Source organism: Paludibacter propionicigenes WB4, from assembly GCF_000183135.1.
GTDB classification, from domain to species: domain Bacteria; phylum Bacteroidota; class Bacteroidia; order Bacteroidales; family Paludibacteraceae; genus Paludibacter; species Paludibacter propionicigenes.
This window is the reverse complement of sequence record NC_014734.1, coordinates 1,630,389-1,653,347: the sequence shown is the minus strand read 5'-3', so window position 1 is coordinate 1,653,347 and position 22,959 is coordinate 1,630,389. Positions and strand designations below refer to the sequence as shown.

The window sequence follows — 22,959 nt, the reverse complement described above, 5'->3', positions numbered from 1 at the left end:
CATCTTGAATTTAAAATGTTTCGGTTATGAAAATAAATAAACTTATATTGTTGGTAATTCCGGTTTTGTTGCTGAGTTCTTGCAGCGATGAGATAGAAACAGGTCAGTCTGGTCTATTGGGTAGTTGGACTAACGAACAGGTTAATGATAGTATTCTGACATTTCAGCGTACGGCCTCGTTGAGTGACAATAAATATGGATTTACTTTTGATTCATCGGGTAAATTTGTTGAGCGTACAATTTCAGGATGGTGTGCCACACCTCCGGTGAGTTATGTAAATAATCAGGGAAGTTGGACGAGATATAAGGATACTGTTTTTATTTCCACTACTTTTTGGGGAGGTACGGCAACTTATAAATGGAAAATTCTTTCGGTTGATAAATTCAGCTTAAAACTCTGTAAAATTTCAGAGAAGTACACAGAGAAGTGAACGAATAAGAAAAATCCCTTGTAACAATTGTTACAAGGGATTTTCAATTTTATATCGGTCAGCTTATTTAACTGTATCCATGTGTGCGATCAAATCTAACACTTTGTTAGAATAACCCCACTCATTGTCATACCAGCTAACTAATTTTACGAAGTTACCGTTCAATGCGATACCAGCACCTGCATCGAATACAGAAGTACGAGATTCGTGAACGAAGTCAGTAGAAACAACTGAATCTTCAGTATATCCAAGGATACCTTTCATTGTAGTTTCAGAAGCTAATTTCATTGCAGCTTTGATTTCATCATAAGAAGCAGCTTTTTCCAAACGTACAGTTAAGTCAACTACAGAAACGTCAGCAGTTGGTACACGGAAAGCCATACCAGTTAATTTGCCATTCAAAGCAGGAATTACTTTACCTACAGCTTTAGCAGCACCAGTAGAAGAAGGGATGATGTTACCAAGGATAGAACGACCACCTCTCCAGTCTTTAGCAGAAGGAGCATCAACTGTTTTTTGAGTATTAGTAGCAGCGTGTACAGTTGTCATCAAACCTTCAACGATACCGAAGTTGTCATTGATAACTTTAGCCATAGGAGCTAAACAGTTTGTAGTACAAGAAGCGTTAGATACGATGTCCATATCAGCTTTGTAAGCTTCTAAGTTTACACCGCAAACGAACATAGGAGCATCGTTAGATGGAGCAGAGATAACTACTTTTTTAGCACCGCCAGCAAGGTGAGCTTTAGCTTTGTCGATAGTAGTGAAAACACCAGTTGATTCAACAACATAATCAGCACCTGAAGCACCCCAACCAATGTTAGCTGGATCTTTTTCTGCAAAGAAAGCAACTTCTTTACCGTTAACGAACAATTTACCACCTTTGTTTTCAGCAGTTCCTTTGAATTGTCCATGAACAGTATCATACTGCAACATGTAAATCAAATAGTCAAGATCCAAAAATGGGTCATTTACTGCAACGATTTGAACATCGTTTCTTTCTTGGGCTGCACGGAAAACCAAACGTCCGATACGGCCAAAACCATTGATACCTACTTTAATCATTTTATTTATTGTTTAAAATTGAGTTTTCCTATTTTTCGCCACAAAAGTACTAAATTCTGTCCAAATGACAAAATACACGGACTATTAATTACGGTTTTTTTGTTATTGCAAAGTTGAGATGGCAAATTGTTAGATACTCTCTGATTTATAGTGAAATAAGGGAGCTGAAAACCCTTCAAAAATGAATTTAAATGCAATAAATGGATAGAAAAATTGAATTGGTTGGATTTGCTGTAAAATTTTAAATTTTGATGCAAATAAAAAAGTCAACCTGCTTAGTTTTTTAAGCAGGTTGACTTTTAAAAATGTATCGAAGAAATTATTTGTTCTCTTTTTTACAGGTGTTTATACCAAGCAAGGTATAAAGAGGGCAAAAGCTAAGTAAACTAGTGATGGTAAGAACCAACGCCACGAGCAGTGCAACAATTCCTAAGGTTCCGGACAGGATTCCTCTGTAATATAAAACGATCAGAACGATTGCCACTATCAGGCGAATCAGTTTGTCGTATGAACTCATGTTTTTCTTCATAATATCTTACTTAAGCAGTTAATAAATTGTACTTTATATAACAGCTATCTTTCGGTTTATGTTCAATGGAGTTGACGTAGGTGTAAACTGTAGTGAAAGTCTGCCAAAACATGGAATTCATTAATGCTGTGGGTGGAAGGTATTATCTTGAGGCAGATTGACACAAATTGTGTCTTCCCCCTTGTGCTTCATTTTTTCTTCATTATCTTTGTCCATCTAAAATCAATTTAATAAAGAACTAGAAGAATGGATATTTCAGGAAAAATTATTGCTGTGTTGCCATTAGCAACAGGACAAGGAAAAAACGGAACTTGGCGTTCGCAGGATTATGTATTGGAAACAGGAGATCAATACCCGAAAAAAGTGTGTTTTAATCTCTTCAACGATAAAATAGATCAATTCCCGTTGGCTATCGACGATCAGGTAAACGTTAGCTTCGACGTTGAAAGCCGCGAGTATAACGGTCGTTGGTACACCACAGTGCGTGCCTGGAAAATTGAGAAAGGTGCTGTTACTGCAGCTCCGATGGCTTCTGCTGCACCGGTTTCATCTTTCGATGTAGCTCCGGGAGCCGGCGAAGGAAGTGATTTGCCATTTTAAAAAGTCTCCTGTCCAAAGTCTCCCGTCTTAAGTCTTAAGACCGAAGACTGGTGTCTGGCGGCTATAATTCGGAAGAATGAAACAACGAATATTACTAGGTATGAGTGGCGGCACCGACAGTTCGGTTGCTGCCATTCTTTTATTGGAGCAAGGCTACGAAGTCATTGGTATAACATTTCGCTTCTGGGAAGAAGGAGAAAATTTTCATTTGCAGGATGCAGTGAAACTGGCAGGTCAGCTTGGAATACAGCACGTGACATACGATGCGCGCGAGGTTTTTCGGGCGAATGTGGTGCAGTATTTTATGGACGAATACCTGAGTGGACGTACTCCTTTTCCGTGTGTGAAATGCAATAACGAACTGAAATGGAAACTGATTTTGGAAGAAGCCGACCGCCTCGGTTGCGACAAAGTAGCAATGGGGCATTACGTAAATATCATTCAGGAAGACAATCATTATTTCGTTACCGAGGGAAAAGATCCGGAGAAAGATCAGTCGTTTTTTCTTTGGGGACTGACGCAAGCGCAACTTTCGCGCATCGTTTTTCCATTGGGTCAATTTCATAAAACCGATGTCAGGGCTATGGCGGCTGTGCGCGGTTATAAAAAGGTGTCGGAAAAGAAGGATAGCCTCGGCGCGTGCTTTTGCTCCGGCGATTATCGTCCGTTTCTGAAAAAGCAACTGGCAGAACCGGATAAGTACATTTATCCGGGCAATTTTATGGACGAAGAGGGAAATGTATTGGGTACTCACGACGGCTTCCCGCTCTACACGGTCGGGCAGAGGAGGGGTTTAATCCATCTGAACCGAAAAGTGTTTGTCAAGGAAATTCGCCCTGAAACGAATGACGTGGTGCTGGCTCCATTGAGAAGCATGTATAAAACGGAGTTTCTAATCCGGGATGTGAATGTGGTTGATAAATCACTTTTTAGCTCTGAATTTGATGTGCTTTGCCGTATTCGCTACCGGAAGCAAAATACGTTGAGTCGCGTTGTTTTTTTGGAAAACAGAACTGCCCGTGTGGAACTCTCGGAACCGCTTGAATCCATTGCTCCCGGACAGACGGCTGTGTTTTATCGGGATGGGAGAATATTGGGAGGAGGGTTTATCAGTTGACAGTGAACAGTTATCAGTGAACAGCAATCAGTGAACAGTTATTAAGCATTTAATATCGAGACCGAAGGGAGCTAATATCACGAAGTAAATATCGCTTACTACTTACCTCTTACCTCTTACCCCTTACTGCTATATCTTAATGTTGTATATCCCGATAAAGTGACAAATGCTTCCGCCGAGTACAAACAGATGCCAAATGGCGTGCATATACGGTATATTTTTAAACTGATAGAGCACAGCACCTACGGTATAGAATATCCCTCCGCCAACTAACCACCAAAAAACATTCATTGAATCTGTTGCAGTAAGTGAGTCGATTAATGGTTTGAACGCAACGACCACCACCCAGCCCATAGCTACGTAGCAAATGGTTTCGAGCTTGCTGCCTTTTTTTAAGTTTATAAAACTCAGAATAACACCCAATACTGCGGCTGTCCAGATAACACCAAACAACGACCAGCCCCAGGCACCGTTTTCTCTCAGAACCACTAACGTGAACGGTGTGTAACTCCCGGCTATCTGAACATAAATGGCTGCGTGGTCGAATTTACGGCGACGAATTTTATTCTGTTCGCTTTTTTCGGCATGATAAAAAGTGGAGGACGAATACATGGTTATCATCGAAATGACAAACACAATGTCGCTCACAATAGCCCATGTATTGCCCGATGCTGTGGCTTTCTGCATTAAAAAGAAGCCTGCAATGACAGAAAAAATAATTCCTGCAGCGTGCGTGTATGTGTTGGCTCTTTCTTCTTTGACTGAATATCTTGACAGGTTGTGACTCCCACTTCCTGAAGAATGCTGATTAGTTCTTTTCATTAGTTCTTTTTAATGATCTTTTTTCCGGAAGCAAAATGTATAAAGGCTTCCTTGTAACTCGTAACTATTTACTTGTAACTGCCAATTATTTGGAGATTTGGGGTATGTTTCGCATGACGCGATTAATTACATTGCTCTCGAAACCGCGACTTTGGGCAAAGCGAAAGAGTTTACCCTGCTTTTCGTATTCGAATTCGTATTTCAGTCCTGTAAGTTTGGTTTTGAGCAAGGCTGCCAGCATTTCATCGTATTCGCCCTCGTCAATGGTTTGCAGGGCACTGTTTATCAGCTCGTCGCTTAGTCCTTTTTGTTTTAGCGCATACGATATTTTGACTTTTCCCCATTTGTTGAAACGGAACTTATCTTTCACGAAGTACGCACAATAACGTTTTTCGTTGATAAAATCCTCATCGATCAGTCGATTGATGATTTTGACTTTGTCGTCGCACTCAATGCACCAGGCGTTTAGTTTATCCTCTACTTCCGATATGCAATGCTCGGAGATGGAACAATAGGACGCTGCTTTGTGTAGCAACTCCTCCAGCGTATATTCTTTTTTCATAACATTATAATTTAAAAAGCTGACGGCAATAGTACAGGTTACAAATGTAGTTATTTTCTTTCTAAAGCGGTTTTATTGCCAGCGCATTTATTATGGGGTCTTCTATTGTCAACGAGCTAAAACATTGTTCGGATGCAGCGCTTCTGCAAGATAGGCAAACAAACGGAATAGAAGATGGAATGTGTGGAATTCAATTTTTCTGGACATCTGGATTTAGTTTAAAGGTAATGGGCAATATATACCAAACGCTAACATTTACACCATTTTGTTTTCCTGGGATAAATTTTGGGAGTAGTTTTATAACTCTTACAGCTTCTTTGTCACAGGCAGGGTCAAGACTGCGAATTACTTCTGGATTTGAAACTGAGCCATCACTGTTGACAATAAACCTACACATTACTTTCCCGAATACATCTGGGCCTGTAATTGGATATTTAAGGTTTTTATTAATGAATTTGAATAACTCTTTTTCTCCTCCTGGAAATTGTGGCATTTGTTCTATAAAATCAATAATTAGCGAGTCGCCACCAATACCCCCCGGATCTAAAACGTAATTGCTGCTATCAATCGGATTGACATTTATTTCTTTTTCTTGCGCCTGAATAAAGCATGAACTTGCCAATAAACCAATCAACACTAAAAACAGTATTCTTTTCATAATTCAACGTATTAAATTGATGGCACAAATATAATAATTTGTCAATTATATAAGCTAAAAAAAGTATTTTTTTATTTTCTCCTATTCACCAAATAAATTCCGGCGAGTACCACCAGCGCTCCGCCAATTTCGTGAACGGTGAGCACCTCCCCAAGAATAAAAACGGAGAAAATAGCGGTAAATACCGTCTGGCTCAGTAAGCTAACCGATGCCACCGTGGGGCGGATATGTCCCAATGCCTGATTGATGGCTAGCCAGCCCAGCAGTTGCGGTACGATTCCGAGTGTGCCCAACGTTAGCCAGGTTTTGGTGCTAAAGCCCCAGAGTGGAGTGGAAGTGAAGAGGCAAATAAGACCCAAAACCAGCGTGCTGGCTACCGTAGAAATGGCGGTAAAGGAGAATGTATCCAGGTTGATTCTGCCTTTGCGGACGGTGAGTAAATAGGCTCCGTAAAACATGCTGGCTATGATAGCCAGTATGCTGCCAACATTCAGATTGGCTTCCAGTATCTGATTCAGGCCTATAATGATTGTTACACCCACAAGAGATATGGCAGTGCCCACCCAAAAGATACGTGTAGGTTTTTCTTTCATAAAAAGCAGTGCGCCTATGCCCACCCACACCGGTGCCAAATTGGCCAACAGGGTAGAAATCGTAGCTTTGGAAAGCATAATGGAAGTATTCCAGAGTGCAATGTCGCAGGCAAAAAGTATCCCGCAGATGATGGCAATTTTCACTCCTTTGCGGTCGGTAATGGGCTTTTTGAAGTAGAACCACACGGGGATAATGCCTATAGTGCCGAAAAACATACGGTAGAATGCCGAACCAAATCCGCTTATGTCTGCCAGCTTTACCAAAATAGCCGACCACGCGATACAGAATACGCCAAACAATAACAACAGGTAATGAATAATGCTCCCTGCATTCTTTGAAGGAGGACTAACCCCTAACCCCTGAAGGGGAACTGAGTTAGTTTCGTCTGATATATTGTTTTTAATATTCATCATTTCAAATGGGTTTAATAAATCAACACTAATCTAGTTCCCCTTTAGGGGTTAGGGGTTACCGCTCTGACCATTCTATCGTTTCCCGAAATATCTTTTCGCAATTCTACGTTGCAAAATCCCAAGTCGGTCAGTAATTCCACGGTTTCCACACCGAATGAGCGGTTTATTTCAAAATAAAGTTTCCCCTGTGGTTTTAAATGGTGTTTGGCAAAAAGGGCTATACTGCGGTAGAAAAGCAGCGGATCGTTATCAGGAACAAACAGTGCCAGATGAGGCTCGTGTTCCAGTACATTTGGCAATATTGAGCTCTTTTCCTGCTCGGTGACGTAGGGCGGATTGCTGACAATAATATCCCAACGTTGTTCCGTCTTTGGAGCATTCAATATATTTGTCCGGCTGAAAGTGACATCCAATTTATTGCGTTCTACATTGCTACGGGCAGTATTTAGCGCCTGCTCAGAGATATCGAAAGCATGAACCGAAGCGTTCGGAAATTCGTGTTTCAGGCTGATGGCAATGCAACCGCTTCCGGTACCAATGTCGAGGATATTCAAATCAGCGCTGCGATTATTTTCGGACCGAATCCATTCCACCAGTTCTTCAGTTTCGGGGCGGGGAATAAGTACCGACTCGTTTACGTTAAATGTCAGTCCGAAAAACTCCGTTTCGCCCAAAATATATTGGATGGGAACATTTTTTTTTAATTTTTCGATAAAAGTTTCAATCACATGATGTTGTTCATCAGAAAAAAGTGTATTTTTGTTAACGATTATTTCTGTGCGTGAAAAGCCTGTGAGTTTTTCGATTATCAAATAACTGAAACTTTTAATTTCAGTATCGGGATAAAGCCCTTTGAGCTCAGACAGAATGTGATTGATGGCTGTTTGCATAGTGCAAAGATACAAAAAGCCACCTAACCTCCGAAAGGGGGATTCAATAATTTGTTTTTTATGGAAGACTTAAATATACATACTACATTATCCGGTACTCTCTCTTTGGAGGTTCGGGAGCTCTATATGCATCGCTGTCTGCAACTGGCTGAGCTGGGCGTGGGATACGTGGCACCTAATCCTATGGTGGGGGCTGTGTTGGTGTGCAACGATAAAATTATCGGAGAAGGATATCACCATCGCTACGGCGAAGCACATGCCGAACCGAATGCCATCAACTCGGTGAAAGAGGTTGAATTGCTCGGTCAATCGACCTTGTACGTAAGCCTGGAACCCTGTTCGCACTACGGCAAAACTCCGCCTTGCGCCGATTTAATTGTGTCGAGTGGTATACCGCGTGTGGTTATTGGTACGCTGGATCCCAACCCCAAAGTGGCGGGCAAAGGAGTAGCGAAGTTGCGCAATGCAGGAGTAGAAGTAATTGTAGGCGTGCTTGAAGAAGAATGTCGGGAGCTGAATAAACGCTTTTTTATTTTTCAGGAGCAGAGGCGTCCGTATGTCTTGCTTAAATGGGCGCAAACCCGCGATGGATTTATGGACAGAGTGCGCACTGATGTGTCGGAACCACCGTTGCAGATTTCGAACAATATTACCCGACAGCTGACGCATAAAATGCGAGCCGAGAATCAATCTATTCTGGTGGGAGCCAACACGGTGTTGTTGGATAATCCGTCGCTAACCGTACGAAACTGGTCTGGGAGATCGCCTGTGCGTATTGCTATTGACCGGCAACGACGCATACCCGATAACTTTAACCTGCTGGATGGAAGTTTACAAACAATAGTATTCACAGAGAAAGATGTAGAGAACAGACCCCGGATTGAATTTGTGAAGATAAATTTTGATTCGAACTCTGTAGAAACAATACTGACTGAGTTGTACAAAAGAAACATTCATTCGGTTTTGGTGGAGGGCGGGCCTACCATTCTGAATAGTTTTATTGATGCCGGCTGCTGGGACGAAGCGAATATCGAAATAGCTCCCGTACGTATAAACGAAGGTGTGGCTGCTCCGTTTTTACAACTTCAACCAGTAACATATCAAAATATAGAAGGGCACGATTGGCTGTTTTATAAGAAATAAATCATCAGTTTTTACAACTAATATATGACTCACCTATTGACCGTAATTATTATAGTGCTGTATCTGTACACTATAATTGGTACTATTACAGTATTGCTACTGGAAAATCGTGACCCAGCCAAGTCCTTATCCTGGATGTTTATATTATTGTTTTTGCCGGTTATAGGTATGTTCTTTTATTTGTTACTGGGGCAGGATTATCGAAAATCAAAAATTATCTCGCAAAAAAGTATTCGGCGGGTTACCGATAGACCTGTTGCTTCTTTCGATATCACTAAGCTTGACAGAACTTTGCTGGATGAAAATCATCTGAACATAATAAAACTGCTGTATAGAAACAGTGAAGCAGCCGGTTATGCTTTTAATAAAATCGATGTGTTTGCGGATGGTGAAAGTACTTTTGCTTCTATTTTTGAAGCTATTCGAAATGCAAAAGATCATGTTCACATAGAGTTCTTTATCTTTGATGATGACAGAATTTCGAATCAGATGCGCGAACTGCTTATTCAGAAAGCAAATGAAGGAGTTCGTGTGAGGATGATATATGACTATTGGGGAAGCTTCAAACTAACAAAAGAATACCTGAAATCATTGCGTAAGGCGGGAGTTTATGTACGCCCGTTTTTGCCTTTCCGTTGGCAGATTTCGCGTATAAATAAGATCAATTATCGGAATCACAGAAAACTTATCGTTGTGGATGGTGAAATTGGTTTTACAGGAGGCCTGAACATCGCCGACAGGTATATTTACGGAAATAAGTTGGGCAACTGGCGCGATACGTTTATACGATTGGAGGGATCGGCAGTGCACGGACTACAGTTGTTATTTATGGTCGACTGGTATTTTGTAGATCAGAAATTGGTGGAAGGTTCTCAGTATTTTCCTCAACCAAAAGAGTTTGATGCAAACCTCGTTCAAATAGTAAACAGTGGTCCGGATTCCGATTGGTCGGCTATCCTCCAGGGAATTGCTTCGGCTTTTTCGTCGGCTACCAAGTACATTTACATTCACTCACCTTATTTTATGCCTACAGATATTATAGCCAGTTGTATGCAAATCGCCGCTCTGACAGGGATTGATGTTCGCCTGATGATTCCGGTTAAATCTGATTCCGGATTCTCGGATGCCAGTACGAGCAGCTATCTTGGAAAGGCTCTCGAAGCCGGTGTTAAAGTGTATCGTTATAAAAATGGATTTTTGCACAGCAAAGCCATGGTGATTGATGATTTTATTTCCATTGTGGGTTCGACCAATATGGATGAGCGGAGTTTTGCTCAGAATTTTGAAGCGAATGCATTTATTTATGATCCGGTTACTGCCATTAAACTGAGAGATCTGTTTCTGAAAGATATAGAAAACTGTGAAGAGCTCACACTCGATGCGTGGACAAATCGACGGAGACGCCAAAAACTGAAAGAATCATTTGCACGGCTTTTTAGTCCGTTGATGTAAGCTCGTTTTTTTCATTGTTCTGCTTTCGAGGATAAAAAAACGAAACGAATACTTTCGAAAAAAGATTTTTTTAGTTACTTTTGCACCTCCAAAAAATGAGCGGGATGTAGCTCAGCCCGGTTTAGAGTACTCGTCTGGGGGGCGAGTGGTCGCAAGTTCGAATCTTGTCATCCCGACTAAATTGTATCAAAGCAGTTTGCACATTTGTGTAAGCTGCTTTTTTTCATCCCTCTTAGCAATAGGTTTTGATTTATTGTATTTCCTCTCTCCAAACTGTACAAGAATGAACATGTGAACGAAAAACCTGTACCGTTATGTTCATTAAAAGATAACGACATGGAATCAATGCCTACTTAAAATATCATATTTCCATATTTTTTCATTGAATTATAGTTGTCATAGTGATTTAATCTTCAATTAATTACATTATGAAAGCAATATCGCTTTATAGCTTTCATTGTGTTAATGGCATGATTAATGAAAAAGGGCTGTCAAGTTACAGAAAACGGAAACATTAGTTATTCATTTAAAATATAAAGAAGATGAAAAAGATTGCTTTTTATGGAAAAGGTGGAATCGGAAAGTCTACCACCCAACAGAACACAGCGGCCGCAATGGCTTACTTTCATGATCAAAAAGTATTTATTCACGGCTGCGATCCAAAAGCCGACTCGACCCGTATGATTTTGGGCGGTATGAATCAGAAAACTATTATGGATACACTGCGCGACGATGGTGCAGAGTTAGTAACTGTCGACAAAGTTGTAAGTTCAGGATTTGGCGGAATTAAGTGTACCGAGTCAGGTGGACCGGAGCCGGGTGTAGGATGCGCCGGACGTGGTGTAATAACTGCTATCGATTTGATGGAAGCTCAGGGAGCTTATACTCCTGAACTAAACTACGTTTTCTACGATGTTTTAGGTGACGTTGTTTGCGGTGGTTTTGCCATGCCTATTCGCGATGGTAAAGCTCAGGAAGTATACATTGTGGTTTCCGGCGAAATGATGGCCGTGTATGCTGCCAACAATATTTGCAAGGGGTTGGTGAAATATGCTAAGCAAAGTGGTGTACGCTTGGGCGGACTCGTTTGTAACAGTCGTAAAGTAGACAAAGAACGTGAGTTTATTGAAGAATTTGCAACGGCCATAGGCACTCAAATGATACACTTTGTACCACGTGATAATATTGTTCAAAAAGCAGAGTTTAACAAGAAAACTGTTATTGAGTATGATGAAAAATGTAATCAGGCTCATGAGTACAGTGAATTGGCCAGAAAAATTATAGCCAACGATAATTTTGTAGTACCTAAACCCCTTACAATGCCGGAGCTTGAAGCCATGGTAGTGAAATATGGTATTGCCGAATAATTTCAATAAATCAATCTTGTTTTAAATTCATAAAAACATAACAATATGAAAATGATTAGAGCAATTGTTCGCCCGGAAATGGCGGACAACGTGACGGAAGGTTTAGCAGAAGCAGGTTTTTATTCACTTACAAAGATGCCTGTTTTCGGTAGAGGTAAACAAAAAGGATTAACGGTTGGAAACACTCACTACGACGAATTACCAAAGATGCTTATTATCATCGTGGCTGAAGATAAATCGGTAGACGAAGTGCTGAAAGTTATTCAATATAAAGCCTACACAGGAAGCGAGGGTGATGGAAAAATTTTCATCTCTCCTGTAGATAGTAGTCTGACAGTGAGAACCGGATCGAAAGAACTCTAAAATCGAAACGATATGAAAGAAATAATTGCCTTCATACGCTCCAGCAAAATGAATGCTACCAAGAAAATTCTGGATGAACTCAATGTATCTTCTGTAACAGCAATTCCTGTATTGGGACGAGGAAATCAAAGAGGATTAAATCCGGTACTTGCAGGCATAGATATCAGCAAAGATGCAATAGTTAAAGGAAACATAACAGGAATGAAATTCGTACCTAAACGAATGCTCGTGATTGTTGCAAAAGACGAAGAGGTTAATCTCATTGTTGATGCTCTGGTGAAAGTAAACAAAACAGGATTTATAGGTGATGGAAAAATTTTTGTTTGCCCAACCGACAATGCGATGAGAATCAGAACAAAAGAAAGTGGAGATACCGCTTTGTAGTCAGTAATCATTAAAAATTATTATCATGCCATATCATCAATTTAAAGTCAGCGAGTGTCTCCCCGAGCGCCTGCATCACGCGGTCGACAAGGGGGCTGGCGAAGATCTAACCGACGCATTGCCGTTGGGATATCTGAACACTATTCCGGGGACAATATCGGAAAGAGGTTGTGCCTACTGTGGTGCAAAGCACGTGATAGGAACACCTATGAAGGATGTGATTCACCTGAGTCACGGTCCGGTGGGTTGTACATACGACACCTGGCAGACAAAACGTTACATCAGCGACGACGGCAATTTTCAGCTGAAATACACTTTCGCTTCGGATATGAAAGAGGCACACGTTGTGTTTGGAGCCGAAAAAATGCTGAAGAAAAACATTGCTGAAGCTTTTAAGGCCTTCCCTAATATCAACAGTATGACCCTGTATCAAACCTGTGCATCAGCGCTTATCGGAGATGATATCAATGCCATTGCCGAGGAAATAATGGAAGAAATGCCGGGAAAGAAAGTATTTGTGTGCAATTCTCCGGGTTTTGCCGGTCCGAGCCAGTCGGGTGGTCACCATAAAATCAACCTGGCCTGGTTGAACCAAATGGTGGGTACAGCCGAACCAGAAATTTGGAGCAAATATGTAATAAACTATATTGGGGAGTATAACATTCAGGGTGATCAGGAAATTATGCGCGATTATTTCTATCGCATGGGCATACAGATTTTGGCCACTTTCACCGGCAATGGTCGGTTTGATGACCTGCGCTGTTTGCATAAAGCGCAGCTAAACGTATTGGAATGTGCCCGTTCGGCAGAATATATTTGCGACGAATTGCGCGTACGTTATGGAATTCCACGCATGGATATCGATGGTTTTGGATTTGAAGCCACAGCCGATTCGTTGCGTAAGATTGGTTATTTCTTTGGTATTGAAGATAAAGCCGAACAAATTATTGCCGAAGAATATGCCCGCTGGAAACCGGAGCTGGACTGGTACGCAGCTCGCTTGCAAGGTGTAAAAATGTGTTTATGGCCTGGTGGATCGAAACTTTGGCATTGGGCGCATATGTTGAAAACCGAAATGGGCATCAACGTGGTATCCGTTTACACTAAATTTGGTCATCAGGGTGATATGGAAAAAGGCGTTTCGCGTTGTGAGCCGGGTACACTGGCCATCGATGACCCGAATGAGCTGGAAAGTGTAGAAGCTATGTACGAGCTGGAACCGGACCTGATTATGACGGGTAAACGCCCTGGTGAAGTAGCTAAGAAAATACGGGTTCCATACCTGAATGTTCATGGTTATCACAATGGTCCTTACAAAGGCTTTGAAGGTTGGGTTCGTTTGGCTAAGGATATTTACAACTGCGTTTACTCGCCTGCTCATAGTCTGGTACATTTAGATATAAGCAAAGATGAGATTCCAACAGACCGCGGTTTTGCAACCAGACAAACTTTGTCGGACGTTCATCTGAGCGATGAAATAAAAAACTCAACAGAACTCAGAGAGTACACCGGCGACTACGATCCCATTCCTCGATTGCGAAAAAAACTGGATGATAATCCGTATACTTTCCCCGATCCTGTTACAGGCGAATGGAGAACCGTTCCGGTAGAAAAGCTGAAAAAGAATGCTGTAGTTGATGTTGAATAAATAGTAAAAAAACAGAGTATGAATAAAAATCTTGCCGAAGAAAAAATGGCTCAATTAGAATGGTATATTACCAAACACTGTTTATGGCAATATAATTCACGCGGTTGGGACAGGTTAATTCAAAATGAACGAATTCTGACCAAAACAAAGCAATTACTTCGTGGAGAAAATGCCAAAGACGACGACACAACAGCTGACAGGTATTACTGGAGTGAAGCAAAGTCTTTGCAATTAGCATTTACTAAATATTTCCCCTGGGTGGCTGAAACTTCGAATGAAGATATTGCACAGATTCTTGACTTACTAAAAGAACGAATGGATCATACTATGGTTCACGCTTCTTTGAATCAGGAGCTTACAAAGGAACAGTATTAATAATTAATTTGTTTGTCGAAAGCAAAAAAACGGATTGGAGTCAAAAAAGTTGTTTTAGTTAACACTACAGCTCTGTCAATAACTCCTCCGGTTTTGCTTTCCGAAACGACTAACTAAAGGAAAAGTAAAATTATGAGTTGCAGTATAAAAGTAAAAGATAGAGTCGGAACCATTAATCCGATTTTCACTTGCCAACCGGCCGGTGCTCAGTATGTAAGTATAGGTGTAAAAGATTGTATCGGTCTCGTCCACGGAGGTCAGGGCTGTGTAATGTTTGTGCGTCTTACCATGTCGCAACATTTTAAGGAAAGTTTTGAGTTAGCCTCATCTTCTGTTCACGAAGATGCAGCTGTATTCGGTGCGCTACACCGCGTAGAACAAGGGGTGGACGTATTGTTGATGCGTTATCCCGAATTGAAAGTTATTCCTATTATCACCACCTGCTCTACCGAGGTAATCGGAGATGATGTGGACGGTGTTGTTTCAAAACTGGAAGCCGGTCTTTTGAAAACCAAATACCCTGATCGTGAAGTGCATCTTATTCCTATCCACACTCCTAGTTTTGTGGGCAGTCAGATAAGCGGCTACGATGTGGCTGTGAAAGCTTTTGTAGAACATTTTGCAAAAAAAGAAGCCGAAAAGAATGGTAAAATCAACCTCATCACAGGCTGGGTAAACCCTGCCGATGTGACTGAGCTAAAAGCTTTACTGGCTGAAATGAAGGTGGATGCTACCGTTTTGTTCGAAATCGAAACTTTCGATTCGCCTATTATGCCTGATGGCAACCACGTGTCGCATGGCGAAACAACCATTGCTGATTTGCAAAGCACGGCCAACGCCATTGGAACGATAGCGCTGAATAAATATGAAGGTGCCAAAGCAGCACAATATCTCGAAAATGAGTTTGATGTTCCGGCTATCATTGGGCCTACTCCGATAGGTATTCGCAATACAGACACATTTCTGGCTAATGTAAAGAAAATGACAGGCAAAGCTATTCCTGAATCGTTGGTTCGCAAGCGTGGAATTGCACTAGATGCCATTGCCGATGTGTCTCATATGTTTTTAGCCGGGAAAAAAGTGGCTATTTACGGAAATCCTGATTTGGTGATCGGATTGGCCGAATACTGCATTGATCTGGAAATGGAACCTGTTTTATTGCTTTTGGGCGACGATAACGGTGGTTACAAAACCGATCAACGGATTGTAAATATGCTTGATAATTTAGCCTTCGAGATGGAAGTGATAACCAATGCCGATTTTTGGGAACTGGAAGATCGTATCAAAAACAAAGGTTTGAAATTGGATTTGATTTTGGGTCATTCCAAAGGACGATTTATACCTATCGATTACAATATCCCAATGGTGCGTGTGGGCTATCCGGTTTACGACCGCGCAGGAGGTTTCCGTCATCCGGTGGTAGGATACGAAGGTGCTATTTGGTTAGCCGAAGAAATGGCAAACCACATTTTTACCGACATGGAATACAAACACAACAAAGAGTGGGTGTTGAATGTGTGGTGAAAACTCCTCGAATTTCCCGTAGGGAGACTTAAATTACTTTTTATTTATCCATCAATCCAGATACCGGTAACTGTTTGAAAGTATCGGTATTCGGAGCTATTAATCAGGAGAAAGAAATTATGATTGAGTTGGATTCGGTAATGATTGACGAAGAAGCATTCTTTATCAACTATTTTGACGGAGAAGCTTATTATAGCCGTGCACTTCAGTTCAAAAACAGCGGACAACGTCCCAGTCTGGTTTTTAATATCGCATCTGTAGCGCTTGAGCGTTACCTGGTGGCTCTTTGCGATTTATATGGTGAAGATCCTCGAAATCATAACTATATAACACTAATGCGATCGGTTGAAAACTTTATGGAAGTGCCCAAAGATCTCAATAGACGTATTAAAGCCATGGACTGGATTTTCGGAATCTGTTCTATCGACGAATATCGGCATCCCAACCCGGATGAGACTGATATGGAGAATGTGCTGGTTCTGTGTGTGGAGGTTCAGAAACTATTTAGTCAGCAACGCATAGCTTCACTGAAAGCATTAATGCAGCAAGAACTTGCCGTCTAGAAATCTAATTTTTTGATATTTATAAACAAGACAATATTATGCAAGGACGAATGAAAGAACATCCTCTGTCGGAAGAGGAAATAAGTGCTTTACTTGTAAGCCAATCAGTTGGGAATTTAGGAACGGTTTCACTTGAAGGTTTTCCGTATATCACCCCCGTACATTACGTGGTAATAGAAGGTAAAATATATATTCATGGTTTGTGTGTAGGACAAAAAATCGATTATTTGAAAGCTAATCCTAAAATTGGTTTTGAAGTATTCAAAATGAATGGATTAATACACGATCCGGAACTTCCGTGCGATACGAATACCGATTATCAGAGTGTTATCATTTTAGGTATAGCAAAACTCGTAGACGATGATGCACTAAAAATACAGGTGTTGGATGAAGTGGTAAAGAAATTTACCCCGCAGCATACCGGTAAATCCTATCCGCCTGCAATGCTTAAAGCAACCGGAGTAATAGAAATAACTCCAGCAGTAACAACAGGGAAATACTTTAAATAGTTACGAGTTACAAGGTTGTAGTTATTAGTCGGCAGTGAGGAGTTTACAGCTAATAGTTGATAATTCATTAACTAATGAACCAATGAACCAATGAACCAACGAACCAATTCCAATGAAAATAGCAGTATTTATAAACGATTACAATCAGATACTTCCTTTCTATAGTTCAGGAATAGTGGAGATCTATTCCGATGATGCATCAAAATGGGAATGTATAAATCAGATTCCGTTTGATATGACATTTCAACGAGATTTAGCAGATGTACAACTAAAGATAAATATGCTGACTTCTGAATTTGAAGATTGTAACTTGCTCATTGTCGAAAATATAAAAGGGCTTCCAACGGCTTTATTGCAGGAAAAAGGAATCGGTATATGGAAATTTAGTGGGCTATTTTTGCCTGAATTGCTTGATTTCGTTCAAAAGGAATTGACAAAAGCTCTTGTAAAACCTGAAGTCGTGACTGTGCGTCCTATCTTGATTGGGCGTGAGCAGGATGCCGAATATGAGATTGACTTAGCAGCAATATTAGAAGAAAGTTCGGGACTCAATTCGATGGATATTTTAATTCCGTTTATGAAAGAAACCAGTTTCCGGAAACTTCGAATAAAATGCACCCATCTTCCTAAATGGTTCAATAAAGTTATTGAAGCTTTTCAATTAGTATCAGAATTAGAAAAAATTGAATCAGAGCTTTTTATAGCTACTGTAAAACCAGCTGTTTGGGGTGAAGATATAAGCTTTAGACAATGCGTGCATATTCCCGGAATGGGAGGTGGTTGTTCATCGGGTGGTTGCTAAATTTCTGATGTTTCTTCCCGGAAGTGACATCAAATGAGACGATTTTACGATTATTCAATATCTCCTTTAAATGCTTGGGAGTGAATATGTAAGTTTATGAAAATAGCGATTTTTGTTGATAAATTCGGACGTGTATTGCCTTTTTTCTCAACAGGTGTTGTAGAAGTATACTCCGATGAAAGCGGTTACTGGAAGTGTATTCGTCAGGTTCCGATGGTTTTTGGTTCAGAGCCGAGTATGAATGAGGTGCTCCGAAATATAAGGATGCTCATTTCAGAATTTGATGGGTGTGATTTGCTGGTTGTCGAAAATGTTCAGGGCATTGCCAATTCGTATTTGTCTGATTTTCATATAGGTGTTTGGAAGGTTAAAGGATTATTTCTTGATGAAAGTTTACTGAATCATATTAAGCAGGAAGTTGGAAAAGCAATAGCGGAGCAGGAGCAGAACCGGATAGTTGCAGCACCTACGCTTGTTGGTAAAGAAGAAGATGCAGTTTATGAACTGGACTTAGCCACTTTGATAGACTGTGATGCTTCGCTCAGTTCGAAAAGCGTGCTTATTCCGTTTTTACAAAGCGTTAATTTTCGGGAGCTGATCATTATTTGCAGGCAAAGTCCTAAATGGCTTGAGCAATCTATGGAACTTTTTCAACTCTCATCGATAGTCGACGAAATGGGTGATGGTATTCTTTGCCTCACGTTGATTCCCATAGATTTCAACACAGGTTTGGAGATTCGGAAATCTGCCGATACAACATTTATAAACAGTTTGGATGACTCTTGTTCCTCATTCGGTTGTAATAGCGTCGGGGTATGTGCGCCGCAACCTATTGAAAATAAATAAACTGTCAATGGATAAATAATTCTACAAATTCGTAAAAGTAAATCACGCCATAGCTTTTAGTCAAATCTTAGATTGCACGGTATTATGTTCAAAATCACACAAGTCAGCCTCGACGCATGACACCAGTCTTGGACGACAGACACATGACACCAGTCGAAGTGGCTTTATAGGGGATGTTTCAAAAGAACATTCCCTTATTGTGTCTATTTGGCACGGGATTCAGACAAAAGCGATGGAATTTAATCCAAGCCGTGTTTTTATACCAAATCCGAACTGTATTTCTTTACTTTTATGTAGGTATATTGAGGGCTATTCTTCCTAAATGTATGAATAAATTAAGTGGCTTTTTTGTATTTTACACATTCATAGATAATTATGTTTTGATTTTAGCTGGCATGTAAATTGAACGAATTTTAAAATAACAATTAGCTATTATATAGCAAATTGTCTTTTTTTTATCAATAGCGATATTCTTTTTTATGTATAACGTAAGATTGCTTTTATTATAGGTGTTTTTTTTGAAAAGGTTTGAGTTATGAAGAAACAAAAGAAGTACGAAATATCCTCCGTAAAGGATGAGATAATTGAGGCTATTCCATTTGGAGATTTAGCGCAGAAGCCGGGCAACGTAGAAACAAGTCTGACTAAAGATTTACTAAACAGTAACTCTGCATTTCCGATTATGTCCAATAAGGAGATAAATCTGGAAACCATACGTTATGATATGCCTCAGTTGAAAAAGCACAAAGCTAAAATATTCTTTGTATCTATTCTGCCTGTGAGCATTCAAGCTGCATTCAAATCATTATTTGCAGAGCAATTTCCCCAGTATGCCGAAGAGGGTCATGGCTCAGTGTTTTTTTCCGGAAGCACTTACCTCGAAAATGTTTTTTATAATAAAATTGAAACCCTGTCGTCGGCCAATCAGTTTCCTGAAATTCTGATAACAACAGATGTCAACAGCATATACCACAGAACCAGTAGATTATTGAACGACAGGAATTTTGAGACTTTCAATCAAGCCTCACACTCAATATTTTCCGGTACAAATATCAATTATGCTTCCCGTATATTCGGTTTTATCGGTGCTGAAGCCATGGTTATGGTAGTGAATAAAGCAAAATACGAAACCATCCAGCCACCGCGGGAATGGTATGAGCTGCTTAACCCCGCTTTGAAGAATAGCATTGTTTTTTGCGGAGACATAGATTTCCATTGCAATACAGTTTTTGCTCATTATGTAAAGGAATACGGATACGAAGCTGTTGACCAGCTGTCGAAAAATACCTTATTACGGATTCACCCCGAAGAAATGCTGTCAACCATTAATTCTGGAAATAAAATTAATGCAGCAGTATATGTAATGCCTTATTCCTATGCCAAAAGAATACAGAATACTACAGACTACGATTTGATTTGGCCTGTAGACGGTGCTATTTTATTGCCTATCCAGGTATTGATAAGAAAAGGAGCTTATGATAAGTATAAAGAAATGATCCGTTTCCTCATGGGAGAAGAAGTTGGAAAAATGATGGAGGAATATGGTCTGGTATCTACCAATCCAAAAGTAAAAAACAACTTCCCCGGATCAAAACTGAACTGGATAGGATGGGACTTCATTCGAAATTGTGACATGCATGCCATGAAAGAAGATATCCGAAGGCGACTTTAAATAATTTGTGACTGCTATAACCCTATATCTAATATTTTAAAGCCAATTTACATGCATACTGCAGGGCTACCTGTGATGTAATAATTGATTCAAAACAAATAGCAAAGAAGGGGATATAAGAATGAACACTCAAAAGATCAGAATATCAGTAGGAGAACAACAAATTATCCATTATTGCCATGGTAGAGAATTAGACAATATAATTAAGTGCCGTGGTGAAATGCTTACTCCGTTATTTCACATGAGTGAGATCGTAATTGAGAATGAGAACTTAAAAGACACCTTATCTCTTTTGTTGAAAATAATGAAAGAAGATATGGGTGTAGTAAGAGGTATGGTAAACCTGTTCGATAGCAAGACAGGCAAGATATTTATCCATGATAGCATTGGGCTAACGGAAAAGGAAGAAATTAGAGGAGTTTACTCTATTGGTGAAGGCATAACAGGTAAAGTCGTAGAAACAGGTGAGGTGGTTGTGGTGCCCCGCATAGGCGATGAGCCCGATTTCCTGAACAGGACGAAAAGTCTTAGGACACCTGCCGATGCAGAGCTTTCTTTTGTTTGTATTCCTATTAAACTGGGCAAGAAAGTTCTTGGTGCTATCAGTGTGGAAAGAATATGCGATAAACCGGAATTACTAAGATATGATGTAGAAATTCTGGGAATAATTGCAACTATGATTGCTCAGGCAGTAGAATTATACCTCATTGATAATGAAGAAAGTACCTTTCTGAAATTAGAAAATGAGCGCCTTAAAGATGCACTTAAAGAAAAATTCCATCCATCAAACATCATCGGTAATTCAAAGCCGATGCATGAAGTATATTCATTGATCAACAAAATATCGAAAACTAAATCTACTGTGCTGCTTCTGGGCGAGAGTGGAGTGGGAAAGGAGTTGGTGGCCAGTGCTATACATTACAATAGTCCCGAGGCCAGTGCTCCATTTATAAAGTTTAATTGTGCAGCTTTGCCCGAGAGTGTGGTTGAGAGTGAGCTTTTCGGACACGAAAAGGGATCTTTTACCGGCGCAGATAAGACACGAAAAGGTCGATTTGAAGATGCCAATGGAGGTACAATATTTATGGATGAAGTCGGTGAACTGTCTTTACCCATGCAGGCAAAACTGCTCAGAATTTTACAAGAGCGCTCTTTCGAGCGGGTAGGTGGCAATAGCACAATTAAAGTAGACATTCGGGTTATCGCAGCCACCAACAGAGATTTGTTTAAAATGGTAAAAGAAGGAACGTTCAGAGAAGATTTGTATTATCGTTTGAATGTTTTCCCAATACTCATTCCGCCACTGCGCGAACGAAGCAGCGACATTATAATTCTTGCCGAGTATTTTGTATCACATTTTGTCAAGAAGTTTGATAAAGAAATAAAACGTATTTCAACGACGGTACAAGAAATACTACTTTCCTATTCCTGGCCGGGTAATGTTCGCGAATTAGAAAATGTTATTGAAAGGGCTGTTATTATGTCCGATGATAATGTTATTCATGCCTACGATCTTCCTCTGTCACTTCAATCTGCAATGCAGATCAGTACAGAATTTAAAAAGGGATTAGTTGCAAAACTTGAGGTTGTAGAATACGAAATGATTGTAGAAGCACTGGAAAATCACAGAGGAAATGTATCGGCAGCAGCAGATGATTTAGGATTAACCCGAAGAATTTTGGGGTTGCGTCTAGACAAGTTTAGAATTGATTATAGAAAATTCAAAGACTAATTTGTTGCTGGTCTATTTTTATTATTGCGGAATTATATGAAATAAAAGTTCGATAATGTTGTAGTGTACATTAATAGTTTTGGCCGTTGATTTACTGGTTGTTGTGCAAAAAGTACCTAAACACTTCACCTGAAATTGAGATTATGCCTGTAATGCTTCCCGTAATGCCTTTACGCTAAAAGCTAATTGCGGGTTTATTATCTTTATCTGTCTTTGCGGAGATATTTATTAGATGAGTAATGAATGGAACTGGGTTGCTGGGATCGCAAGCTTTCTGTGCATTTAATGAGTATTTTCGTAAGGATTGGGTACAACCCAGTGTGAAGTCAGAGTTGCACGACATTCCTTACTGTTGGAGGAAAGTCGTTTTTTTATTGACTTCACGTTATTTTTCTTTCAACCGTGTCCGGCTTTTGTCGAAGCGTATTTCTTTCACGCTCTTGTTGCGGAACAGCAATGCACTGATGGAAATACCCACAGCCAGCGTAAACAACAACGAAAAAGTAAGCACAGCGTTATGAGCTATGGTAGGAATGATATTCGGATTCTTGTCTAATATTGCCTGGTCGCTAAGCTTAATGCCGGCCAGCATGGAACGATAGGCATACAAGCCGGGAATCATAGTGATACAGGCCGGCATGGTAATAACCACCGGAGGATTGTGTACTTTGTGAGCCACATAAATTCCCAGCAATCCGATTGACACCGATGCAATAAGCGTGGCGGCAACCAAACCCATATTGGATTGTAACAGGATAAAGCGGATGCCATGTCCGAAGCCACCCAGCAGGCCGGTAGCCAGTAATGCTTTCCACGGTGTTCCGAATAAGATACCCCAACAAAAAGCCACACAAAAGGCCAGTGCAAAATCGATGAATATAGTTGATATCAGTTCCAT

25 protein-coding genes and 1 tRNA gene are annotated in these 22,959 nt (G+C 40.3%); 18 read left to right on the top strand and 8 right to left on the bottom strand.

Annotated elements, in window-relative coordinates:
* The first annotated feature begins 26 nt into the window (after nucleotides 1–26).
* On the top strand, nucleotides 27–431 hold the full coding sequence (locus PALPR_RS06895; RefSeq protein WP_013444894.1) for a hypothetical protein: 405 nt from the start codon (nucleotides 27–29) through the stop codon (nucleotides 429–431).
* A gap of 63 nt (nucleotides 432–494) precedes the next feature.
* Here the strand turns inward: PALPR_RS06895 and gap are convergent, their stop codons facing one another.
* Together gap and PALPR_RS06885 are read right to left on the bottom strand one after the other, a co-directional pair.
* Entirely contained in the window at nucleotides 495–1,496 is a 1,002-nt protein-coding gene (gene gap, locus PALPR_RS06890) for a type I glyceraldehyde-3-phosphate dehydrogenase (RefSeq protein ID WP_013444893.1), read from the bottom strand.
* 319 nt (nucleotides 1,497–1,815) lie between these two features.
* A complete protein-coding gene (locus PALPR_RS06885; RefSeq protein ID WP_013444892.1) occupies nucleotides 1,816–2,025 on the bottom strand; it encodes a YgaP family membrane protein in 210 nt (69 codons plus the stop codon).
* 246 nt (nucleotides 2,026–2,271) lie between these two features.
* On the opposite strand from PALPR_RS06885, the gene PALPR_RS06880 reads away from it, so the two are divergent.
* Nucleotides 2,272–2,625, top strand: a complete 354-nt coding sequence (locus PALPR_RS06880) for a DUF3127 domain-containing protein (protein ID WP_013444890.1) — start codon at nucleotides 2,272–2,274, stop codon at nucleotides 2,623–2,625.
* 76 nt (nucleotides 2,626–2,701) lie between these two features.
* Nucleotides 2,702–3,742, top strand: coding sequence for a tRNA 2-thiouridine(34) synthase MnmA (gene mnmA, locus PALPR_RS06875; protein WP_013444889.1), 1,041 nt, complete (start codon nucleotides 2,702–2,704; stop codon nucleotides 3,740–3,742).
* 129 nt (nucleotides 3,743–3,871) lie between these two features.
* Here the strand turns inward: mnmA and trhA are convergent, their stop codons facing one another.
* From trhA to prmC, 5 genes are all read right to left on the bottom strand, one after another.
* Nucleotides 3,872–4,564 (bottom strand): PAQR family membrane homeostasis protein TrhA, encoded by a 693-nt coding sequence (trhA, locus tag PALPR_RS06870; RefSeq protein WP_013444888.1) that lies wholly within the window; start codon nucleotides 4,562–4,564, stop codon nucleotides 3,872–3,874.
* An 85-nt stretch (nucleotides 4,565–4,649) separates the two neighbouring features.
* Complete coding sequence (locus PALPR_RS06865; RefSeq protein ID WP_013444887.1) at nucleotides 4,650–5,126, bottom strand: regulatory protein RecX; 477 nt, start codon at nucleotides 5,124–5,126, stop codon at nucleotides 4,650–4,652.
* Nucleotides 5,127–5,316: 190 nt separating this feature from the next.
* On the bottom strand, nucleotides 5,317–5,784 hold the full coding sequence (locus PALPR_RS06860) for an energy transducer TonB (protein WP_013444886.1): 468 nt from the start codon (nucleotides 5,782–5,784) through the stop codon (nucleotides 5,317–5,319).
* A gap of 71 nt (nucleotides 5,785–5,855) precedes the next feature.
* A complete protein-coding gene (locus PALPR_RS06855; RefSeq protein ID WP_013444885.1) occupies nucleotides 5,856–6,791 on the bottom strand; it encodes a DMT family transporter in 936 nt (311 codons plus the stop codon).
* A 41-nt stretch (nucleotides 6,792–6,832) separates the two neighbouring features.
* On the bottom strand, nucleotides 6,833–7,681 hold the full coding sequence (prmC, locus tag PALPR_RS06850; protein WP_013444884.1) for a peptide chain release factor N(5)-glutamine methyltransferase: 849 nt from the start codon (nucleotides 7,679–7,681) through the stop codon (nucleotides 6,833–6,835).
* A gap of 60 nt (nucleotides 7,682–7,741) precedes the next feature.
* Between prmC and ribD the strand changes: the two genes are divergently transcribed.
* The 15 genes from ribD to PALPR_RS06775 all read left to right on the top strand — a co-directional run bounded on the left by ribD (nucleotide 7,742) and on the right by PALPR_RS06775 (nucleotide 22,061).
* Nucleotides 7,742–8,824, top strand: a complete 1,083-nt coding sequence (ribD, locus tag PALPR_RS06845) for a bifunctional diaminohydroxyphosphoribosylaminopyrimidine deaminase/5-amino-6-(5-phosphoribosylamino)uracil reductase RibD (protein ID WP_013444883.1) — start codon at nucleotides 7,742–7,744, stop codon at nucleotides 8,822–8,824.
* Nucleotides 8,825–8,848: 24 nt separating this feature from the next.
* A complete protein-coding gene (gene cls, locus PALPR_RS06840) occupies nucleotides 8,849–10,276 on the top strand; it encodes a cardiolipin synthase (protein ID WP_013444882.1) in 1,428 nt (475 codons plus the stop codon).
* A 100-nt stretch (nucleotides 10,277–10,376) separates the two neighbouring features.
* Nucleotides 10,377–10,452, top strand: a tRNA-Pro gene (locus PALPR_RS06835).
* 366 nt (nucleotides 10,453–10,818) lie between these two features.
* Nucleotides 10,819–11,643: a nitrogenase iron protein gene (nifH, locus tag PALPR_RS06830; protein ID WP_013444881.1), complete on the top strand. Its 825-nt coding sequence runs from the start codon at nucleotides 10,819–10,821 to the stop codon at nucleotides 11,641–11,643.
* 45 nt (nucleotides 11,644–11,688) lie between these two features.
* Complete coding sequence (locus tag PALPR_RS06825) at nucleotides 11,689–12,006, top strand: P-II family nitrogen regulator (protein WP_013444880.1); 318 nt, start codon at nucleotides 11,689–11,691, stop codon at nucleotides 12,004–12,006.
* A gap of 12 nt (nucleotides 12,007–12,018) precedes the next feature.
* Complete coding sequence (locus PALPR_RS06820) at nucleotides 12,019–12,390, top strand: P-II family nitrogen regulator (protein WP_013444879.1); 372 nt, start codon at nucleotides 12,019–12,021, stop codon at nucleotides 12,388–12,390.
* Between the two features lie 25 nt (nucleotides 12,391–12,415).
* Complete coding sequence (gene anfD / locus PALPR_RS06815; protein ID WP_013444878.1) at nucleotides 12,416–14,038, top strand: nitrogenase iron-iron protein, alpha chain; 1,623 nt, start codon at nucleotides 12,416–12,418, stop codon at nucleotides 14,036–14,038.
* 18 nt (nucleotides 14,039–14,056) lie between these two features.
* A complete protein-coding gene (gene anfG / locus PALPR_RS06810; protein WP_013444877.1) occupies nucleotides 14,057–14,413 on the top strand; it encodes a Fe-only nitrogenase subunit delta in 357 nt (118 codons plus the stop codon).
* A gap of 132 nt (nucleotides 14,414–14,545) precedes the next feature.
* Nucleotides 14,546–15,937: a Fe-only nitrogenase subunit beta gene (anfK, locus tag PALPR_RS06805; RefSeq protein WP_013444876.1), complete on the top strand. Its 1,392-nt coding sequence runs from the start codon at nucleotides 14,546–14,548 to the stop codon at nucleotides 15,935–15,937.
* A 74-nt stretch (nucleotides 15,938–16,011) separates the two neighbouring features.
* A complete protein-coding gene (locus tag PALPR_RS06800) occupies nucleotides 16,012–16,500 on the top strand; it encodes a hypothetical protein (protein ID WP_013444875.1) in 489 nt (162 codons plus the stop codon).
* Between the two features lie 38 nt (nucleotides 16,501–16,538).
* Nucleotides 16,539–17,009, top strand: a complete 471-nt coding sequence (locus PALPR_RS06795) for a pyridoxamine 5'-phosphate oxidase family protein (protein WP_013444874.1) — start codon at nucleotides 16,539–16,541, stop codon at nucleotides 17,007–17,009.
* Between the two features lie 112 nt (nucleotides 17,010–17,121).
* Complete coding sequence (locus PALPR_RS06790) at nucleotides 17,122–17,811, top strand: Fe-only nitrogenase accessory AnfO family protein (RefSeq protein ID WP_013444873.1); 690 nt, start codon at nucleotides 17,122–17,124, stop codon at nucleotides 17,809–17,811.
* Between the two features lie 96 nt (nucleotides 17,812–17,907).
* Nucleotides 17,908–18,657: a Fe-only nitrogenase accessory AnfO family protein gene (locus tag PALPR_RS06785; RefSeq protein ID WP_013444872.1), complete on the top strand. Its 750-nt coding sequence runs from the start codon at nucleotides 17,908–17,910 to the stop codon at nucleotides 18,655–18,657.
* 535 nt (nucleotides 18,658–19,192) lie between these two features.
* Nucleotides 19,193–20,329 (top strand): ABC transporter substrate-binding protein, encoded by a 1,137-nt coding sequence (locus PALPR_RS06780; RefSeq protein WP_013444871.1) that lies wholly within the window; start codon nucleotides 19,193–19,195, stop codon nucleotides 20,327–20,329.
* Nucleotides 20,330–20,450: 121 nt separating this feature from the next.
* The gene (locus PALPR_RS06775) at nucleotides 20,451–22,061 is read left to right on the top strand and encodes a sigma 54-interacting transcriptional regulator (protein ID WP_013444870.1); all 1,611 of its coding nucleotides are present in this window, start codon (nucleotides 20,451–20,453) and stop codon (nucleotides 22,059–22,061) included.
* 385 nt (nucleotides 22,062–22,446) lie between these two features.
* Here PALPR_RS06775 and PALPR_RS06770 read toward each other — a convergent pair whose 3' ends face one another.
* Nucleotides 22,447–22,959, bottom strand: coding sequence for a threonine/serine exporter family protein (locus PALPR_RS06770; protein ID WP_013444869.1), 513 nt, complete (start codon nucleotides 22,957–22,959; stop codon nucleotides 22,447–22,449).

Bases quoted from the DNA above. Each gene is read 5' to 3' on its own strand.
- PALPR_RS06895 (WP_013444894.1), top strand. From the start codon at position 27: ATGAAAATAAATAAACTTATATTGTTGGTAATTCCGGTTTTGTTGCTG.
- gap (WP_013444893.1), bottom strand. From the start codon at position 1,496: ATGATTAAAGTAGGTATCAATGGTTTTGGCCGTATCGGACGTTTGGTT.
- PALPR_RS06885 (WP_013444892.1), bottom strand. From the start codon at position 2,025: ATGAAGAAAAACATGAGTTCATACGACAAACTGATTCGCCTGATAGTG.
- PALPR_RS06880 (WP_013444890.1), top strand. From the start codon at position 2,272: ATGGATATTTCAGGAAAAATTATTGCTGTGTTGCCATTAGCAACAGGA.
- mnmA (WP_013444889.1), top strand. From the start codon at position 2,702: ATGAAACAACGAATATTACTAGGTATGAGTGGCGGCACCGACAGTTCG.
- trhA (WP_013444888.1), bottom strand. From the start codon at position 4,564: ATGAAAAGAACTAATCAGCATTCTTCAGGAAGTGGGAGTCACAACCTG.
- PALPR_RS06865 (WP_013444887.1), bottom strand. From the start codon at position 5,126: ATGAAAAAAGAATATACGCTGGAGGAGTTGCTACACAAAGCAGCGTCC.
- PALPR_RS06860 (WP_013444886.1), bottom strand. From the start codon at position 5,784: ATGAAAAGAATACTGTTTTTAGTGTTGATTGGTTTATTGGCAAGTTCA.
- PALPR_RS06855 (WP_013444885.1), bottom strand. From the start codon at position 6,791: ATGATGAATATTAAAAACAATATATCAGACGAAACTAACTCAGTTCCC.
- prmC (WP_013444884.1), bottom strand. From the start codon at position 7,681: ATGCAAACAGCCATCAATCACATTCTGTCTGAGCTCAAAGGGCTTTAT.
- ribD (WP_013444883.1), top strand. From the start codon at position 7,742: ATGGAAGACTTAAATATACATACTACATTATCCGGTACTCTCTCTTTG.
- cls (WP_013444882.1), top strand. From the start codon at position 8,849: ATGACTCACCTATTGACCGTAATTATTATAGTGCTGTATCTGTACACT.
- nifH (WP_013444881.1), top strand. From the start codon at position 10,819: ATGAAAAAGATTGCTTTTTATGGAAAAGGTGGAATCGGAAAGTCTACC.
- PALPR_RS06825 (WP_013444880.1), top strand. From the start codon at position 11,689: ATGAAAATGATTAGAGCAATTGTTCGCCCGGAAATGGCGGACAACGTG.
- PALPR_RS06820 (WP_013444879.1), top strand. From the start codon at position 12,019: ATGAAAGAAATAATTGCCTTCATACGCTCCAGCAAAATGAATGCTACC.
- anfD (WP_013444878.1), top strand. From the start codon at position 12,416: ATGCCATATCATCAATTTAAAGTCAGCGAGTGTCTCCCCGAGCGCCTG.
- anfG (WP_013444877.1), top strand. From the start codon at position 14,057: ATGAATAAAAATCTTGCCGAAGAAAAAATGGCTCAATTAGAATGGTAT.
- anfK (WP_013444876.1), top strand. From the start codon at position 14,546: ATGAGTTGCAGTATAAAAGTAAAAGATAGAGTCGGAACCATTAATCCG.
- PALPR_RS06795 (WP_013444874.1), top strand. From the start codon at position 16,539: ATGCAAGGACGAATGAAAGAACATCCTCTGTCGGAAGAGGAAATAAGT.
- PALPR_RS06790 (WP_013444873.1), top strand. From the start codon at position 17,122: ATGAAAATAGCAGTATTTATAAACGATTACAATCAGATACTTCCTTTC.
- PALPR_RS06785 (WP_013444872.1), top strand. From the start codon at position 17,908: ATGAAAATAGCGATTTTTGTTGATAAATTCGGACGTGTATTGCCTTTT.
- PALPR_RS06780 (WP_013444871.1), top strand. From the start codon at position 19,193: ATGAAGAAACAAAAGAAGTACGAAATATCCTCCGTAAAGGATGAGATA.
- PALPR_RS06775 (WP_013444870.1), top strand. From the start codon at position 20,451: ATGAACACTCAAAAGATCAGAATATCAGTAGGAGAACAACAAATTATC.
- PALPR_RS06770 (WP_013444869.1), bottom strand. From the start codon at position 22,959: ATGGAACTGATATCAACTATATTCATCGATTTTGCACTGGCCTTTTGT.